The organism is Haloferax sp. AB510 (genome assembly GCF_024136985.1).
In the GTDB taxonomy this organism is placed as follows: Archaea; Halobacteriota; Halobacteria; order Halobacteriales; family Haloferacaceae; genus Haloferax.
Genome location: NZ_JAMYJY010000040.1, coordinates 13,933 through 30,397 on the forward strand (window position 1 = coordinate 13,933; position 16,465 = coordinate 30,397).

General features: G+C 64.9%; 13 protein-coding genes and 1 pseudogene. 7 read left to right on the forward strand and 7 right to left on the reverse strand.

All coding sequences use genetic code 11. The features are described 5' to 3' along the window. Window positions 1-152 precede the first annotated feature (152 nt). Window positions 153-1,991 carry an ABC transporter substrate-binding protein gene (locus tag NKF06_RS09715; RefSeq protein ID WP_058827960.1) on the reverse strand — a complete coding sequence of 613 codons (1,839 nt, stop codon included), beginning with the start codon at window positions 1,989-1,991 and terminating at the stop codon, window positions 153-155. Window positions 1,992-2,227: 236 nt separating this feature from the next. On the opposite strand from NKF06_RS09715, the gene NKF06_RS09720 reads away from it, so the two are divergent. The 5 genes from NKF06_RS09720 (at window position 2,228) to NKF06_RS09740 (ending at window position 9,731) form a co-directional block, all read left to right on the forward strand. Then, window positions 2,228-2,395: a hypothetical protein gene (locus tag NKF06_RS09720; protein ID WP_004973981.1), complete on the forward strand. Its 168-nt coding sequence runs from the start codon at window positions 2,228-2,230 to the stop codon at window positions 2,393-2,395. 84 nt (window positions 2,396-2,479) lie between these two features. Beyond that, complete coding sequence (locus tag NKF06_RS09725) at window positions 2,480-2,899, forward strand: PPC domain-containing DNA-binding protein (protein ID WP_058827959.1); 420 nt, start codon at window positions 2,480-2,482, stop codon at window positions 2,897-2,899. Between the two features lie 2 nt (window positions 2,900-2,901). Further along, window positions 2,902-7,998, forward strand: a complete 5,097-nt coding sequence (locus NKF06_RS09730) for a DNA polymerase II large subunit (protein ID WP_253245265.1) — start codon at window positions 2,902-2,904, stop codon at window positions 7,996-7,998. Between the two features lie 473 nt (window positions 7,999-8,471). Further along, the gene (locus NKF06_RS09735; RefSeq protein WP_058568761.1) at window positions 8,472-8,759 is read left to right on the forward strand and encodes a rubredoxin-like domain-containing protein; all 288 of its coding nucleotides are present in this window, start codon (window positions 8,472-8,474) and stop codon (window positions 8,757-8,759) included. Window positions 8,760-8,834: 75 nt separating this feature from the next. Further along, the gene (locus tag NKF06_RS09740) at window positions 8,835-9,731 is read left to right on the forward strand and encodes a ketopantoate reductase family protein (protein WP_253245266.1); all 897 of its coding nucleotides are present in this window, start codon (window positions 8,835-8,837) and stop codon (window positions 9,729-9,731) included. 20 nt (window positions 9,732-9,751) lie between these two features. Here the strand turns inward: NKF06_RS09740 and NKF06_RS09745 are convergent, their stop codons facing one another. From NKF06_RS09745 to NKF06_RS09760, 4 genes are all read right to left on the reverse strand, one after another. Then, window positions 9,752-11,293 carry a sulfatase gene (locus NKF06_RS09745; RefSeq protein WP_253245267.1) on the reverse strand — a complete coding sequence of 514 codons (1,542 nt, stop codon included), beginning with the start codon at window positions 11,291-11,293 and terminating at the stop codon, window positions 9,752-9,754. Between the two features lie 78 nt (window positions 11,294-11,371). Then, window positions 11,372-11,749 carry a NifU family protein gene (locus NKF06_RS09750; RefSeq protein WP_004973974.1) on the reverse strand — a complete coding sequence of 126 codons (378 nt, stop codon included), beginning with the start codon at window positions 11,747-11,749 and terminating at the stop codon, window positions 11,372-11,374. A gap of 44 nt (window positions 11,750-11,793) precedes the next feature. Then, on the reverse strand, window positions 11,794-12,111 hold the full coding sequence (locus NKF06_RS09755; protein ID WP_253245268.1) for a DUF5783 family protein: 318 nt from the start codon (window positions 12,109-12,111) through the stop codon (window positions 11,794-11,796). Between the two features lie 158 nt (window positions 12,112-12,269). After that, window positions 12,270-12,491, reverse strand: coding sequence for a hypothetical protein (locus tag NKF06_RS09760; RefSeq protein ID WP_004973972.1), 222 nt, complete (start codon window positions 12,489-12,491; stop codon window positions 12,270-12,272). A 405-nt stretch (window positions 12,492-12,896) separates the two neighbouring features. On the opposite strand from NKF06_RS09760, the gene NKF06_RS09765 reads away from it, so the two are divergent. Continuing rightward, window positions 12,897-13,655 carry an NAD-binding protein gene (locus NKF06_RS09765; RefSeq protein ID WP_253245269.1) on the forward strand — a complete coding sequence of 253 codons (759 nt, stop codon included), beginning with the start codon at window positions 12,897-12,899 and terminating at the stop codon, window positions 13,653-13,655. A gap of 59 nt (window positions 13,656-13,714) precedes the next feature. Continuing rightward, window positions 13,715-14,545 (forward strand): polyphosphate kinase 2, encoded by an 831-nt coding sequence (gene ppk2 / locus NKF06_RS09770; RefSeq protein WP_253245270.1) that lies wholly within the window; start codon window positions 13,715-13,717, stop codon window positions 14,543-14,545. Here the strand turns inward: ppk2 and NKF06_RS09775 are convergent. Beyond that, window positions 14,542-15,972, reverse strand: coding sequence for a DHH family phosphoesterase (locus NKF06_RS09775; protein WP_253245271.1), 1,431 nt, complete (start codon window positions 15,970-15,972; stop codon window positions 14,542-14,544). The two genes, ppk2 and NKF06_RS09775, sit on opposite strands and share 4 nt — an antisense overlap. Window positions 15,973-16,135: 163 nt before the next feature. Then, window positions 16,136-16,465: pseudogene (locus NKF06_RS09780) on the reverse strand (MFS transporter); the annotation flags it as partial.

The following is a 16,465-nucleotide window of genomic DNA, read 5'->3' on the forward strand; positions in this document are numbered from 1 at the left end:
ATATGTCTTGCGTTTCGAAGTCCTAATGTCGCAGTTTCAGCAACTCTACTACCATATTATAGTATATAGTAGAGACTAACTGCACGCTTGTCAAAAATAACCGGGAGTTTCGATTGAGACGGGACGCGAGGGAGCGCCCGTACTACCCGGTCTTACCGGTTGAGGGTGACGTTGTTGAGCTTCTGGCGGCTCGGACCCATGCCACCGAACGGCTCGATGTTCACGGTGTCGTACCAGAACGTCTCGTCCTTGCGGTTGTAGATGGGCAGCATCGCGACGTCTTCCCAGTTGGCCGTCTCGATGTCGACGTAGGCTTCGTCGCGGATCTGCTGGGCCTCGTCGGTCGGGGCCGGGTTGTTGACGACCTGCTGGTAGGCGTCGGTCGCCTGCTGGTAGGCGTCGCCGTTTTCGGCCGTCCAGTTGACGTACGAAATGGGGCCCTGCTTGGACGTGTCCGTCTGCGGCGGGTTCAGGAGCTGCAGGAAGTTGTCCGGGGCCGGCCAGTCGGCGATCCAGCCGAGGGTGTACGCTTCGAGCTGACCGTTGCGGCCGCGCTCGAGGAGCGTCGAGAAGTCGGCCTTCTGAATCTGCATGTTGATGTGGGCGGACGCGAGCTGGTCGCGGAGGATGCTCGCCATTTCCTCCCACGTGTTGGAGTTGTACTGGGTCCACTGGACCTCGAACTTGTTGTCCTCACCGTAGCCGGCTTCCTCCATGACCTCGCGGGCGGCCTGGATGTCCGTCTCGTCCGCGTTGTACGGGTATTCGGAGTCGATGAGTTCGTTTGCGGCCTGCGCGCCACCGGGGAAGATAGTCGGCGGCGTGAAGAGCTGTGCGGGGGAACCGCGGCCCTTGAAGACCTCCGAGACCATCTGGCCCTGGTTCAGGACGTAGGCGAACGCCTGACGGACCGGCTTCGGGACCTTCTCCATGTTGAAGCCGACGTAGAAGATCGACAGCGTCGGGACGCCGACGTAGTTGAGCGTCTTCCCGTTGCGGACAGGACCGTACTTACCGATTTCACGACCGTACTCGTCGGTCGACTCCACCTGAACGAGACCGGGGTCGTACTGCGCGGTGGGCAGTCCGAAGTAGTCCGCGTTCTCGTTCATCGCGTAGTTGTAGCGGGCCGTGTCGTCCTCGATGACCTGCCAGCGGACGTTGTCGACCTGTGCGACCTGTCCGTAGTAGTCGTCGTACTTGGAGACGGCCGCGGCGGTACCCTGCTCCCAGAAGGCGAACTCGAACGGACCCGCGCCGATGGGGTTGTTCGAGGCGAACTCGGTGTACTCCATCTCGCCGTCGTAGCCCTCGACGTCGCCGAGGACGCCCTCGGGGAGGGCGGCGAACGAGGTGTAGGCGAACATCTCGAGGGTGTCGTGGAACGGCTCCGAGAGGTTGACGACGAGTTCGGTCTCCGTCTCGCCGGTTTCGACGCCGAGCGAACCGGGGACGTAGTTGCCTTCGTCGTCCGTCTCGTGTTCCACGCCGACGGAGTCGAGGATGAAGTAGGCGCGGCGGCTGTTCTCGGAGGCCGCGAGGCGCTCCCACGCGTAGGTGAAGTCGGACGCGGTGACCGTCTCGCCGTTGTGGTAGGTCGCGTCGGCGAGCTGGAACGTGTAGGTCGTGAAGTCGTCGGAGACCGTGTAGTCCGCGGCGAGCTCGTTTTCGACCGTCGGCAGGGCGTTCGGGTACGACATCAAGCAGTCGAAGACCTGCTGGATGATGATGCCCGACGACGTGTCGGTCGCGGCGACGGGGTCCATCGTCGTGATGGTGCCCGAGAGGATGCGGTTAAACACCGAGCCGGAGAGTTCCGTGCCCGTGTCCTCTTCGGTCGTCGTCGCGGTGGTGGTCTCCTCGCCACCGGATTCGGTCGTCGTCGTCTCTTCACCGTCACCGCCGGTACAACCGGCGAGGGCGGCGGCCGTGGCGGCCCCACCCGTTGCCTTCAGGAAACGGCGACGCGAGAGTTTGTTAGTGTCTGGCATTCGAACCAATCTTCCCGTGCCGCGTGGATAAACTTACCGTATTCGATTTGTTTGATATAGTGTAGCGTGGAAGGGTTGTAGTACCATACATAAGCGGCGAAAAATGCCACGAGAATCCCCATAGAACTCGTTTTACATTTTAAACCACTTTTCGGGACGACAGAATCGGGTAACGGGGGTTCCTCTCGGCCCGCCGTTTCGGTCCACTTATATAGGGGTGTCACTATGTATCATACATGACGCCGGATGCGACGGCTTCCGTCGACGACTCGGGCGCCGAGGTTATGGCCTCGGTGGATCGCTCTCAGACGGGCCAGCGTCTTATTATCGCGGACATCTCCCGCGATGACGCGTGGCTCGCCGCTGACGTAGCCGACGCGCTCGCGCTCGACGAGTGGCGATAATCGCTCCGGCCCCGTAAGCCCGCCGCCGGACGCCCGGCGGCCAGACCATTCACATTTTAGTCCGACTCGCTCGTGGTACGCTGCATGAACGCTCGAGCGGTGACGGTGAGCGAGGAGTACCTCGCCCGCCTCGAACACGGTGCGGACTGGCGCGAGGAGATCGAGGAGTTCTGCGCGCGCAAGGACATCGAGTCCGCGTGGTTCAACGCCATGGGTGCCGTCCAGGACGCCGAACTCTGGTTCTACGACCAGACGGACCAGGAGTACCAGTCCGTGACGTTCGACGAGCCGCTCGAAGTCGCCGCCTGCGTGGGTAACGTCGCGCTCCTCGACGGCGAACCGTTCGCACACACGCACGCGATTCTCTCTCGGCGCAGCGGGCAGGCGCTCGCGGGTCACCTCGACTCGGCGACCGTCTTCGCCGGCGAAGTGAACCTCCGCGCCTTCGAGGAACCGCTCGAACGCGACCACGACGCGGTGACCGACCTCGACCTCTGGTTGTAACCGTGCGCGAGGAGGACTCCCGGTACTTCCGTCGCATCGAAGCCCGCCTCGACGAGGCGTTCGACCTCGCGGAGGCCGCGAAGGCGACGGGGTACGACCCGAAGACCGAAGTCGAGATTCCGGTCGCCAAGGACATGGCCGACCGCGTGGAGAACATCCTCGGCATCGACGGCGTCGCAGAGCGCGTCCGCGAACTCGAAGGCGAGATGTCCCGCGAGGAAGCCGCGCTCGAACTCGTGACCGACTTCGTTGACGGCAACGTCGGCGACTACGACTCCCGCGAGGGCAAAGTCGAGGGCGCGGTCCGCACCGCCGTCGCCCTCCTCACCGAGGGGGTCGTCGCCGCACCTATCGAGGGCATCGACCGCGTCGAAATCCTCGAGAACGACGACGGCACGGAGTTCGTCAACGTCTACTACGCCGGCCCGATTCGCTCGGCTGGTGGCACCGCGCAGGCGCTGTCTGTGCTCGTCGCCGACTACGCCCGGTCGCTGCTCGACATCGACGAGTACAAAGCTCGAACCGACGAGGTCGAGCGCTACGTCGAGGAGGTTAACCTCTACGACAAGGAAACGGGGCTCCAGTACTCGCCGAAGGACAAGGAGTCGCGCTTCATCGCCGAGAACATGCCCATCATGCTCGACGGCGAGGCAACCGGCGACGAGGAGGTCTCGGGCTACCGCGACCTCGAACGCGTCGACACCAACTCCGCCCGCGGCGGCATGTGTCTCGTCATGGCCGAGGGTATCGCCCTCAAGGCCCCGAAGATTCAGCGCTACACCCGACAGCTCGACGAGGTCGACTGGCCGTGGCTCCAAGACCTCATCGACGGTACCATCGGCAAGGACGACGGGAAGGCCGCGAAAGCCGACGACGCCGGAGAGGGCGGCGACGAGGCTGACGAGGCGGACGCCGACTCAGACACCGACGCCGACGATGCCGAGAGCGACGCCCCCGACGGGCCGACCCGCGTCGAACCCGCGACCAAGTTCCTCCGCGACCTCATCGCGGGCCGCCCGGTGTTCGGCCACCCCTCCGCGCCCGGCGGCTTCCGCCTGCGCTATGGCCGCGCCCGCAACCACGGCTTCGCGACCGCGGGCGTCCACCCCGCGACGATGCACATCGTGGACGACTTCATCGCCACCGGCACCCAAATCAAGACCGAACGCCCCGGCAAGGCCGGCGGCGTCGTCCCAGTCGACTCCATCGAGGGGCCGACGGTCAGACTCGCCAACGGCGACGTGCGTCGCATCGACGATCCCGAGGAGGCGGAGGAACTCCAGAACGGCGTCGAGAAGATTCTCGACCTCGGCGAGTACCTCGTCAACTTCGGCGAGTTCGTCGAGAACAACCACTCGCTCGCGCCCGCCTCGTACGTCTTCGAGTGGTGGATTCAGGACTTCGAGGCGACCGAGGCCAACGTGCAGGCGCTCCGCGACGACCCCGCCGTCGACCTCGAAGAGCCGTCGGTCGAACAGGCGCTCTCGTGGGCGACTGAGTTCGACGCCCCGCTGCACCCGACGTACACCTATCTCTGGCACGACATCTCAGTCGAGCGATTCGACGCGCTCGCCGACGCCGTCGCGGCCGGCGAGGTCGTCGCCGCCGAAGCCGACGGCGGCACGGCCGGCGCGCTCGAACACGCCAACGAACCCGAGCGCGGACTGGAGGGCACGCTCGTCCTCGACAACACGCCGGAGATTCGGGAGGCGCTCGAACACTTACTTGTCGCCCACCGTCAGACCGACGAGACGCTTCGGGTTCCCGTGTGGCGACCGCTCGCCCGGAGTCTCGGTCTCACCGACGACCGCGAGCGGACGTGGGAACTCGATGACCTCTCGGAGCACGCCCGCACGTGGGACGACGGCGACAACGCCGTCGAGGCCGTCAACGAGGTCGCGCCCTTCACCGTCCGCGAGCGTGCGCCCACCCGAATCGGCAACCGCATGGGTCGCCCGGAGAAGTCCGAGCGCCGCGACCTCTCGCCGGCGGTCCACACGCTGTTCCCCATCGGCGAGGCCGGGGGGAGCCAACGCGACGTGGGCGACGCCGCCAGACACCGCGGCGAGTCCGGTAGGCGCGGCCAGATTTCGGTCCGCCTCGGCCAGCGCAAGTGCCCCGACTGCGACGCGTTTGGGTTCAAGTCGAAGTGCCCCGACTGCGGCGGCCACACCGAACCCCACTACGAGTGCGACGACTGCGGGTCCGTCATCGAACCCGACGAGTCCGGTCGCGTCTACTGCGAGCGCTGCGAGTGGGACGTCGAGAGCGCCGAATGGCAAGACATAGACCTGAACACCGAGTACCGCGACGCCCTCGAACGCGTCGGCGAACGCGAGTCGTCGTTCCAGATTCTCAAGGGCGTGAAGGGGCTCACCTCGGCGAACAAGACGCCCGAACCCATCGAGAAGGGCGTCCTGCGGGCGAAACACGACGTGTCGTCGTTCAAAGACGGCACCGTCCGCTACGACATGACCGACCTGCCCGTCACCGCGGTCCGCCCCGAGGAACTCGACGTGACGGCCGACCACTTCCGCGAACTCGGCTACGAGACTGATATCGACGGCGAACCCCTCCGGTTCGACGACCAACTGGTCGAACTCAAAGTACAGGATATCGTCCTCTCGAACGGCGCGGCGCAGCACATGATGCAGACCGCCGACTTCGTCGACGACCTCCTCGAACAGTTCTACGGCCTCGACCGGTTCTACGAAATCGAAGAGCGCGACGACCTCATCGGCGAACTCGTCTTCGGGATGGCCCCCCACACCTCTGCCGCGGTCGTCGGCAGAGTTGTCGGATTCACGACAGCCGCGGTCGGATACGCGCATCCGTACTTCCACGCGGCAAAACGTCGGAACTGCTTCCATCCGGAGACGAAGGTCTGGTACCGAGACGAGACCGACCGGTGGCGATACGACGAGGTTCGAACGCTCGTCGAGAAGCGGCTCGATGACCCAGAGACCGACGACTTCGGGACGCTCGTTCAGGAGCTGGACGGAGACGTGTACGTTCCGTCTCTAACCAGAGACGGCCGAGAGACGGTCAAACCGGTCGAAGCAGTCTCTAAGCATGTCGCACAGGATCACCTCGTTCGCATCGAGACCCGTGGCGGGAGAGAACTAACGGTTACCCCGGATCACACGGTGATTCGAGCCGACGACGGCGGTTTCACCCGGGGCCCTGCGCACGAACTCGACGAAGGCGACTCACTTCCGTCGCCCAAGTGCGTCGACATCGACGCGGACCCGGTCCAGTTCGACTTGCTCGATGAGTTCCTGAGTGGCGGGTCGATCCCGGCTGATGACCTGATGATTCGGGGTCTCGGTGCGGACCGAATTCGGTCGCTCTTCGACGAACATACCGAAGCGAGCGGCTATCTGAAACCGGTCGCCGAGCGACTCGGCCGGAGCGACTCGACGGTTTACAACTGGGTCTCTCGCGACAGCGTTCCAGCCTCGGTGTTCGTGGAAGTTCTCGGAGACGTCGAAACGGTCGTCGACGCGCTTCCGCGTGAGATATCTCTCGGCGTTCGTCGCGATACCGCGACTGTTTCGAGAGTGCTCGATATCGACGAGGCGTTCGGAACTGTACTGGGATACTACGCCGCAGAAGGATTCACGAGAGCGTCGCCTGGAAACTTCTACCAGACGACGATCTGTATTCCGGACGAACTCGCCCGCGAACGCATCCTCAATACCGTTAGCGAAGCACTCGGTGTCGATGTATTCGAGGAGAACGAGTGGAAGGTCACGATTTCGAGCCGACTCGTTCAGTCGCTGTTTGCGGACGTCATTGGATGTGGGTCGCGTGCCGAGGAAAAGGGCGTCCCGGACTCGATACTCACCGGTCCCAAGCCAGTTCTTCGGTCCTTCCTGTCGGCGTACTTCTCCGGCGACGGAAGCGCGTCTTCGGACCGTGTGGAAGTTCGCGCACACACCGTGAGCGACGACCTCAAACGCGACCTCGTTGCCGCGCTCAAACGCTTCGGCATCGCCTCGAAGACCTACTCTGAGCGCCGAACACCACAAACAGGTGCGGTGGCGGAGTTCTACGACGGAGACGCGGTCCCGACGTTCGACTCGTGGGTCCTCAAAGTCACGTCGGAGAGTGCGGTTCGATTTGCCGAGGAAGTCGGTTTCCACCTCCCTCGAAAGAGCGAGGCGCTGGCGAGCGCTCTCGACGACACGGACATCCGAAGCCAGCGTCTCTTCTCGGACGGCGGGGACACGTGGCTCGACGAAGTCGTCTCGGTCGAATACCTCGAAAGCGATATCGACCACACTTACTCGTTGACCGTCGAAGACACCAACTCGCTGGTCGCCAACGACCTCCACGTCGCGCAGTGCGACGGTGACGAGGACTGCGTCATGCTCCTTATGGACGGACTTCTCAACTTCTCGAAAGAATATCTCCCCGACAAGCGCGGCGGGCAGATGGACGCGCCGCTCGTCATGTCCTCGCGCATCGACCCCTCGGAAATCGACGACGAGGCGCACAACATGGACATCGTGCGGCAGTACCCCCGCGAGTTCTACGAGGCGACCCTCCGAATGGAAGACCCCGACGACTGGGAAGACGAGGTCACTATCGCCGAGGAGTACCTCGGAACCGACCGCGAGTACACCGGGTTCGACCACACTCACGACACCACGGACATCGCCGCCGGTCCCGACCTCTCTGCGTACAAGACTCTCGGGTCGATGATGGACAAGATGGACGCCCAGTTGTTCCTCGCGCGGAAGCTCCGGGCGGTCGACGAGACGGACGTTGCCGAGCGTGTCATCGAGTACCACTTCCTGCCGGACCTCATCGGGAATCTCCGCGCCTTCTCGCGACAGGAGACGCGGTGTCTCGACTGCGGCGAAAAGTATCGGCGGATGCCGCTTTCGGGCGACTGCCGGGAGTGCGGCGGTCGGGTGAACCTCACGGTCCACCAGGGCTCTGTGAACAAGTATATGGACACCGCGATTCAGGTGGCAGAGGAGTTCGACTGCCGCGACTACACGAAACAGCGCCTCGAAGTGCTCGAAAAGAGCCTCGAATCGGTCTTCGAGAACGACAAGAACAAGCAGTCTGGCATCGCGGACTTCATGTAGTCTAGCGGCGGTTTTTCCTCCAGGTTTTGCGAGTCGAGCGGAGCGAGACTCGGAAAAAGTGGAGAACGAGCAGTCTGGCATCGCGGACTTCATGTAGTCTAGCGGTCGGTTTTTCCTCCAGGTTTTGCGAGTCGAGCGGCCGTGCCGCTTGTGATACTGACCTTCGACCAGCATAGTTGGCATCTCTCGTAGCATCTCGGCCGCCCTTCTCCAGTATCGTACGTCATTAGCTGACTCTGCTCACTAATGTCCACTCTAGTGCTTCTCGTGCGCGCGCGACCGAAACTCTCCCTCGTTGCGACTCAGCCACGCTGTCAGGGACACCAAGCCACATCGAGACACATCTGGAAATTCTATATCGCGTTATCCAGTTTATTATTTATATACTCCTCCCTCGCGGGCCGAACTTCTGCAGGCGTTCGTCACCGATTCGGCCGTTCCTTTTTATCCGCTTGCGCAACGACTAGTCGCGTATGGCTGACGAGACACAGCCGACGGTGGGAATGACGGTGTACGCGGAGGACGGAACCAAACTCGGGAGCATCCGCGGTTTCGACGACGACGGCTTCTTCGTGACGACCCGCGAGGGGCTCGCGGGGATGTCCATCGAACACGAGCGCGCCGGCCACGAGTTCGGCGAGGCCGAGTTGATGTGGCGGTGTAGCGACTGCGGCGAGATGGGTGACCTCGACGAACTGCCCGACACGTGCCCGAACTGCGGTGCCGAGCGCGAGAAACTCTACTACTGGACCGAGGACTGACCTCGACGCCGAGGGCTCCCGGCCGACGCGCCCGCGAAACTCGCCATTTTTGTCGTCCGCCGAGAACGGGTAGCCATGCGTATTCTCGTCTTCGGCGCGGGCAGTCTGGGCACGCTCGTCGGCGGCCTCCTCGCGTCGGTCCACGACGTGACGCTCGTCGCCCGCGACCCGCACGCGGCGCGGGTGTCGGCGGCCGGTCTCGACGTGGTCGGTGCCGAGTCGGCGCACGTCTCACCGGCCGCGACGACGGTGGAGACGGGCCACTCGGCGGACCTCGCGCTCGTCACCGTCAAATCGTTCGACACTGCAGCGGCGGCCGACGCGCTCGCCGACTGCGACGTGGGCGCGGTGCTGTCGCTCCAAAACGGACTCACCGAGGAGCGCCTCGCCGCCCGACTCGACGCGCCCGTCCTCGCGGGGACGGCGACCTACGGGGCTCGACTCGTCGAACCGGGGCGCGTCGAGTGCACCGGCGTCGGCCGGATCGTTTTGGGGGCGCTCGACGGTGGTCCCGACCCGCTCGCCGAACGCGTCGGCAAGGCGTTCCGCGACGCGGGACTCAACACGCTCGTCGCCACCGACATGCCGAGGCGGCGCTGGGAGAAACTCGCGGTCAACGCCGGCATCAACGCCGTCACCGCGCTCTCACGGGTCGAAAACGGCGCACTCGCGGGCGACGACGCCGGCGAACTCGCACACCGGGCCGCCCGCGAGACGGCCCGAGTCGCCCGATTAGAGCGCGTGTCGCTCCCGAACCGCGTCGCCCGCGAGGCGGTCGACCGGGTGGTCGAAAAGACCGCCGCGAACCGCTCGTCGATGCTGCAGGACGTCGCGGCCGGAAAGCGGACCGAGGTCGACGCCATCAACGGTGCAGTAGTCGATACCGCCGCCGAACACGGCTTCGAAGTGCCGACGAACCGGACGCTCGCGGCGCTCCTTCGGGCGTGGGAGCGGGGAGAAGGGATACGCTAAGCGGTAGACTCGGCGTCGGTCTATTCGAGGTAGCCGAGGTCGCGCAGGCGGTCTTGTGCCTCGTCGTCCATCTGGTCCACGGAGTCGTCCGACACGTCGGTATCGAGCGCGTCGGTCCACGCGCCGCCGATAGCGTCTTCGAACTCCGTGAGGGCGGCCTCCGTCTCGGCGACCGCCTCGTCGTCCGAGTCGGCGACGTTCTCGGTCTCCTCGGGGTCGGTATCGATGCGATAGGCCTCGTCGGGGACGCGGTCGATTCGGACGTACTTGGCGTCGACCCGTCGCGCCGCCCGCATCCGGGAGTAGAACCGCGAGTCCTCGGGGAGTTCGATGCCGGCGTTCGCGGCTTTTTCCTCCAACTGCTTGAGTTCGACCACGGGACGAGAGTATTCGACGAAGGCGTACTCGCCGTCTCGGCGCTGGCCGGGGTCGTCGTTCGACGCGCGCGCGAACTCCCGGTAGTCGGCCGACAGGAGCGACCGCGTGTGGTCGAGGCCGACCGCGTCGTCGCCGGGACTCGCGGGTTCGCCGCCCTCGACGCCGAGCGAATCGAGGACCGTGTGGTAGAGGTCGACCAGTTCGACCTGGTCGTCGCGTCGGTCCGCATCGAGGTCGGGGTGTTTGACCATGAGCGGGACGTTGATGAGCGGGTCGTACAGGCAGAACTCGTGGCCGTAGAGGCCGTGTTCGCCGTGGAGTTCGCCGTGGTCCGCACAGACGACGACCATGGTGTCGTCCCAGCGCCCGGTCTCTTTCAGGTGGTCGAAAAGCCGGGTGAGTTGGTCGTCGATGTGGGCGATTTCGGCGTCGTAGAGCCCGCGGATGTCATCCCACTCGTCGTCGCCAATCTCGTAGGCACCGGCGTTGTACTCCTTGGAGTTCTGGCAGACCTCGGTCGAATCGACGCCGGGCGCGAAGCGCTCTTTGTACTCCTCGGGCGGGTGGTACGGCAGGTGCGCGTCCATGAGGTTGACGAACGCGAAGAACTCCTCGGAGTCGTCGATGAAGTCGATGGTCTGGTCGATGACGGCGGGCGTCTTCGAGTCCGCACCCTCGCCGCCGGCGAGGTACTCGTGGGCGGTGTTGCCGAGGCTGACGAGCTTATCCGCGAGCGTCCGGAGCGCGTCGCTGTCGTTCATCGTCTTCCACGCCTTCGCCAGCGGGCCAGACAGGAACTCGCCGGGCATGACCTCGAAGAAGTTGTCCTGCTCGGCGAAGCCGTCGGTCAGATGCGTGTACGGCGTTATCCACGCGTTCGAGGAGTAACAGGCGGTGTCGTAGCCGGCCGCCGAGAGCGTCTCGGCGAGGGTCGTCGCGCCTTCGAGGTAGGGGTTCTCCTGGTCGGCCCCGTGCTGGCTGGGGTACATCCCGGTGAAAAGCGAGGCGTGGACCGGGAGCGTCCACGGCGCGGGCGCGACGGCCTGCTCGAAGACAGTCGCCTCGTCGGCGAATCGGTCGAGCCCCGGCGTCGTCGGGCGGTCGTAGCCGTACGGCGTGAGGTGGTCCTTGCGGACCGTGTCCATGACGACGAAGAGGACGTTCTCGGGCGACTCGGCAGTCATACCCGAGGGTGGGGAGTAGTCGCCGATAAAACTCCTGTTCTCGGCCGACGACGAGACGAAACCGTCCGGAACGCCGACTTAGAACGGGGCCTGCGGGCCCTGGTCGTCTTCGATGTCGGTCGTGTCATCGCTGGTGTCGCCGGGGAACGACGGACTGCCACCGCGGCTGTCGCCGCCCATGCCGCCGTCGTCGCCCATGCCGGTGTCGGCGTGGACTTCGTTGATCTCGGGAATCTCCTTGACCATGCGGGTCTTGATGGCCTGGATGGTCATCGGGGAGATACCGCACCCGGAGCAAGCGCCGCCGAGGAGAACGGTGACCTCGCCGGTCTCGCGGTCGAGGTCGCGGATGGCCGCGCTGCCGCCGTGCATCTGGATCTGCGGGAAGTTCCGACGGAGGAAGTTCACGACACGCTCTTTGAGGTCGTCCTCGCCGTCCTGCGTCTCCGTGCTCATGCACGCGGCTTCGAGGTGAACGTGCTTAGGCCTTTGGTTCGGGGTTACGCCTCGACGCCGAAGACCCGCCGAAGCTCGCCTTCTATCTCGTCGACGTAGCGGTCGAGGACGGCGTCAAGCTCGTCATCGTCGATTTCGACCGCCGTCAGTCGCTCGGCGGGGTTCTCGGGGAGCCGCACGGAAAAGCCGCCGTCCTCGTAGAACGGCTCGGACTCGTTGAGAATCTGCTGGTCGACCCCGTGGATGAGCGACGAGTCGAACTCGTCGTTCATCGTCTCGAAGGCGTTCTTGTACGCGCGCTGGAGTTCGGGGAAGTAGTTGGCGTACTTGTCCTCGAACTTCTCGGGGTCGAAATCGGTCATACTCGGAGCTTTCGCGCTCCCGGCAAAAAATCGGACGGTTGGTTCGTCGGGATTTCGGATTCTGTATAGCAAAGTCCCATTTATCGACTACTTGCCTCCCACACGGTGATTCCGCTCTCAGGGCGTCTCAAATGCGGAAAATCGAGCGACGCGGGGCGTCACTCGATGAGCGGGCTGTCCACCCGCGCGGCGGAGAGTTCGCTCGCCGCGAAGATGGACACGAGCTCGGTTATCAGTTCGTCGTACGACTCGTCGTCCTCGCGCAGCGCGTCGAGTCGCTCGACGGTTCGACGGTCCAGTTCGACCGTCTCTGTTTGTACCTCCGGTTCGTAGCCGACCGGGTAGTCGTATTCGGCCTCGTTTGAGTTGGCAGTCGCCATCGTTCACCCCACTCCGGCATGCGTGCCGGTGCCATGACATACACAACCATCCGATATGAGGATTTCGCGGATTTCGAGCCTGAACCGAACGCGAGCGCAGTCTACACCCGGTCGTTCCCTCTCCCACCTCCGGCCATGATAAATTATATTCCGCTATATCTAATTGTGCCTGAATCCGAATCAGGGAGTCATAGCCAGAATATTGGGTTGTTTAAGGACAAACAATTTTATACTCGAAAGGTTGTCGAACACTGGCTACATGATCGAATATAGATTCAAACGCGAGTCGAATGTCTCTGAATGTGGACAGACTAGTACTATTTCATCGTCGGACCTCCCGATTCGCCGCGATTGCGGGCCGCACGAGCCAGACCGGTCGCGCTCCCACGAGGTGTCCGCGCCTCCGTGACGTACGACCGCCGCATTCTCATCGACGCGCTGGCGCACAGACCGTTGCTCCGGCGAATGGTCCGGCCGCTCGTCGCAGTCGCGGCGTTCGTCGTCGCCGGCGTCGGCGGGTTCAGCGCCCTCGCCGGCGCGTCCCTCGTCGACGCGGCGTTCTGGCTGCTCGACCCGACCAGCATCGAACTCCACTACCAGACACACGAGGGGCCGGCGACGCTCGTCAAGGCGTACGCCATCGTGATTCTCACCGGCCTCATCGGAACCGGGCTGTGGGCCGGCGAGACGTTCGTCTCCGCGGCCTTCGGCGGGCAGATACGCGAGGAACTCGACCAGATGAAACTCCAACGAGAGATAGCGGAACTCGAATCGCACATAATCGTCTGCGGCTACGGAACCTTCGGGAAGACGGTGGCGTCGAGGCTCCGCGAGATGGGCCGCGACGTGGTCGTCGTCGAGAGCAAGGAGGCGCAGTTCCAGCGCGCGCTCGACGCGGACCTGCTCGCGGTCGAAGGCGACGCCCGCCGCGAGGACAGACTCGAAGACGCGGGCGTCGAACGCGCCGCGACCGTCGTCGGCGCAATCGACGACTCCAAAGTGAACATCCAAATCGCCATCGCGTCGAGTCGACTGTCCCCCGACGCCAAACTCGTCGTCCGCGCGGGCGACCAGATGGACGAGGCGCTCGCGCGCCGCGCCGGCGCCGACGAGGTCATCGTCCCGGAAATCGTGAGCGGCGAGCAGGTCTGTTCGGACCTCTGAGCGGCCGCACCACCCCAGCTTTCCGCCCGCTATTTGTTCACAGCGCACGCAGTTCTCGTATGTCGACCGACGAGCCCCGCTACGACGACGAGGGCGTCCTGAAGAAGAAACACTACAAACGCGAGTTGAACCGCCTCCAAGAGGAACTGGTGAAACTCCAGTACTGGATAAAAGAACACGATCTCCGGGTCTGCGTCGTTTTCGAGGGGCGGGACGCCGCGGGGAAAGGCGGCGTCATCAAGCGCATCACCCGCCGGCTCAACCCGCGGGTGGCGCGGGTCGTCGCACTCGGCAAACCCACGGAGCGCGAACAGGGACAGTGGTACTTCCAGCGGTACGTCGAACAGCTTCCGACGGAGGGCGAGATGGTGCTTTTCGATCGGAGTTGGTACAACCGCGCGGGCGTCGAGCGGGTGATGGGCTTCTGTACCAACGAGGAGTACGAGGAGTTCCTGCGGACCTGCCCCGAGTTCGAGCGGATGCTCGTGCGGTCGGGTATCATCCTCGTCAAATACTGGTTCTCCATCAGCGACGAGGAGCAGGAACGGCGGTTCCAGAAGCGAAACGAAGACCCGAAGCGCCGCTGGAAGCTCAGCCCGATGGACCTCGAAGCGCGCTCTCGGTGGGCCGACTACTCCGAGGCCAAAGACCGGATGTTCGAACACACCGATACCGACGAAGCTCCGTGGCACGTCGTCAACGCGGACGTGAAGCGCCACGCGCGGCTCAACTGCATCTCGCACCTGTTGGACCAAATCGACTACGAGGACCTGACGCCCGACCCTATCGAACTCCCGGCCAGACAGGACGACAACGGGTACGAGCGGCCACCAATCGACAGCCAGAACTGGGTGCCCGCGCGGTTCGGGTCGAATCCGGTCGACGATTAATCCGAGTTCTCCGCCAACTGCTCGCCGACGATGCGGTCGGCCTCGGCGATGAACGCCTCGACTTCGCCCTTCGGAATCGTCGCGCCCGCGGCCACGTCGTGGCCGCCGCCGTCGCCGCCGACCGACCGCGACGCCTCGCGCATGACCGCCGAGAGGTCCAGCCCGTCTCGGACCATCACGTACGACCCGCGCGAGGAGACCTTCACCTCGCCCTCCTCCGTGTCGGCGAACGCGAGGACGGGAATCCCGCTTCGGGTCGCGTTGGTGCCGACTGCCATCCCGGCGACGATGCCGACGATGGTCTCGCGTATCTCGTCGCCCGCGTCGAACCACTGGAGGTTGTCCTCGACGCGGACGCCGTGTTCTTTCACCCACTGGAGACCATTCGAGAGGTTCTTGCGGTGGTTCCGAAGGAGCCTGCGTGCCCGGTCGAGCGCCGCGTCGCGCTCGCCGAGACAGACCGCGAGGCCCACGTCGGCGCGGTCGTAGCGCGCGGTCGCGTTCAGGAGCGTCGAGAACTCGCTCACGTCGCGGAGTTCGGTCCCCTCTTGCTCCCGAGAGAGCACGTAGGTCGTCCCCACGAGGTCGTCGATGCGGGAGGCGGGCACCCCACTGGCGATGGCGCGGCGAATCAGCGCGCTGGCGAGCGTCTGGCGCTCGTCGCCGGTGAGGTCGACCCAGCGCTTCCACTCCCCGTCGTCGTCGCGGCAGGGCACGTCGAGTTCGGTGAGGAACTCGATGGCTCCGGCCTCGTTGTTCGAGATGCCGGGGATGCGAACGTCGGTCGCGTACTGGAGGAGTTTCGGGAGCGCGCGGGTCTGTCGGCCGTAGATGCGGAGGTCGGTGCCCTCCTCCACGACGCCGGCCGCGACGCCCTCGTCGACGATGCCCGCGTTGGCCCCGCGGAGTTCGCCGTTCGTGTCCTGCATATCGCCGACCGCGCCGACGACGGCGAGGGCCGCGAGGTCGCGGTTGTCGACGCGCTCGGGTTCGAGCGCCCGCGCGAGGACGTAACTCGCGCCCGCGCCGGAGAGTTCGCTCGCGCCGTTGAGGCCGAACCGAAGCGGGTTGAGGTGGTGGTCGGTCTCGACGCCCTCGGCGGGTTGGTGGTGGTCGGCGATGACGGGATGGAAGTCGCCCGCCGCCTCGTACTCGGCGATGATGTCGAGTTGGCCGCTCCCGAAGTCCGTGAACAGCACGGTGTCGTAGTCGGTCGCCGCGATGTCGGCCACGGCGGCCTCGTCGAGTTGGCGGCAGAACACCGTCTCGAAGGCGATGCCGGCGCGTTCGAGCGCGTTCGAGGCGATGCCGGCGCTCGTCAACCCGTCGGCGTCGATGTGCGAGGCGAGGAGCACCCGGTCGGCGTCGCGGAGGCGGGCCGCGCAGGCCGCCGCGTGCTCGGCGAGTTCGGGGACGGGTCCGTCCATTGGTGTGATACTCACGCCCTCTCCGGCATAAACGCTGGCAGTTCGGACACGGAACCCCTTCGTTTCCACTCCAGTTCGACGGCGGACATGTGTCGCTCTTGCCGCGGTTCGGTATAAGAAGGCTCGCCCGTGGGACGAGGAACTGGTCGACGGCGACCGCCCGTCAGATTCGCCGTCTGACGACGAACAGGAGGACGGTTGCGAGCACCGTCGAACCGGCGACGAGCGCCCAGCCGGCCCCGTAGCCCGTCGACTCCACGACGAAGCCGAAAAGCGGCGGGGCGACGAGGCCGCCGACGTTGAGCGCGGTCTGGCCGCCGGCGGTCGCCGCGCCGATGTCGCCGTCGTCGACGACGCGCTCGACAGGAGTAGAAGACGCCGGTCGAGCCGTGGATGGTGAGGCCGAGCGCGACGAAGACGGCGATGGTGAGCGCGAACGAGCCGCCGGTCCCGACGAGGAGCGAAAAGAGCGCGACCGCCCCGGCCAGTTGGA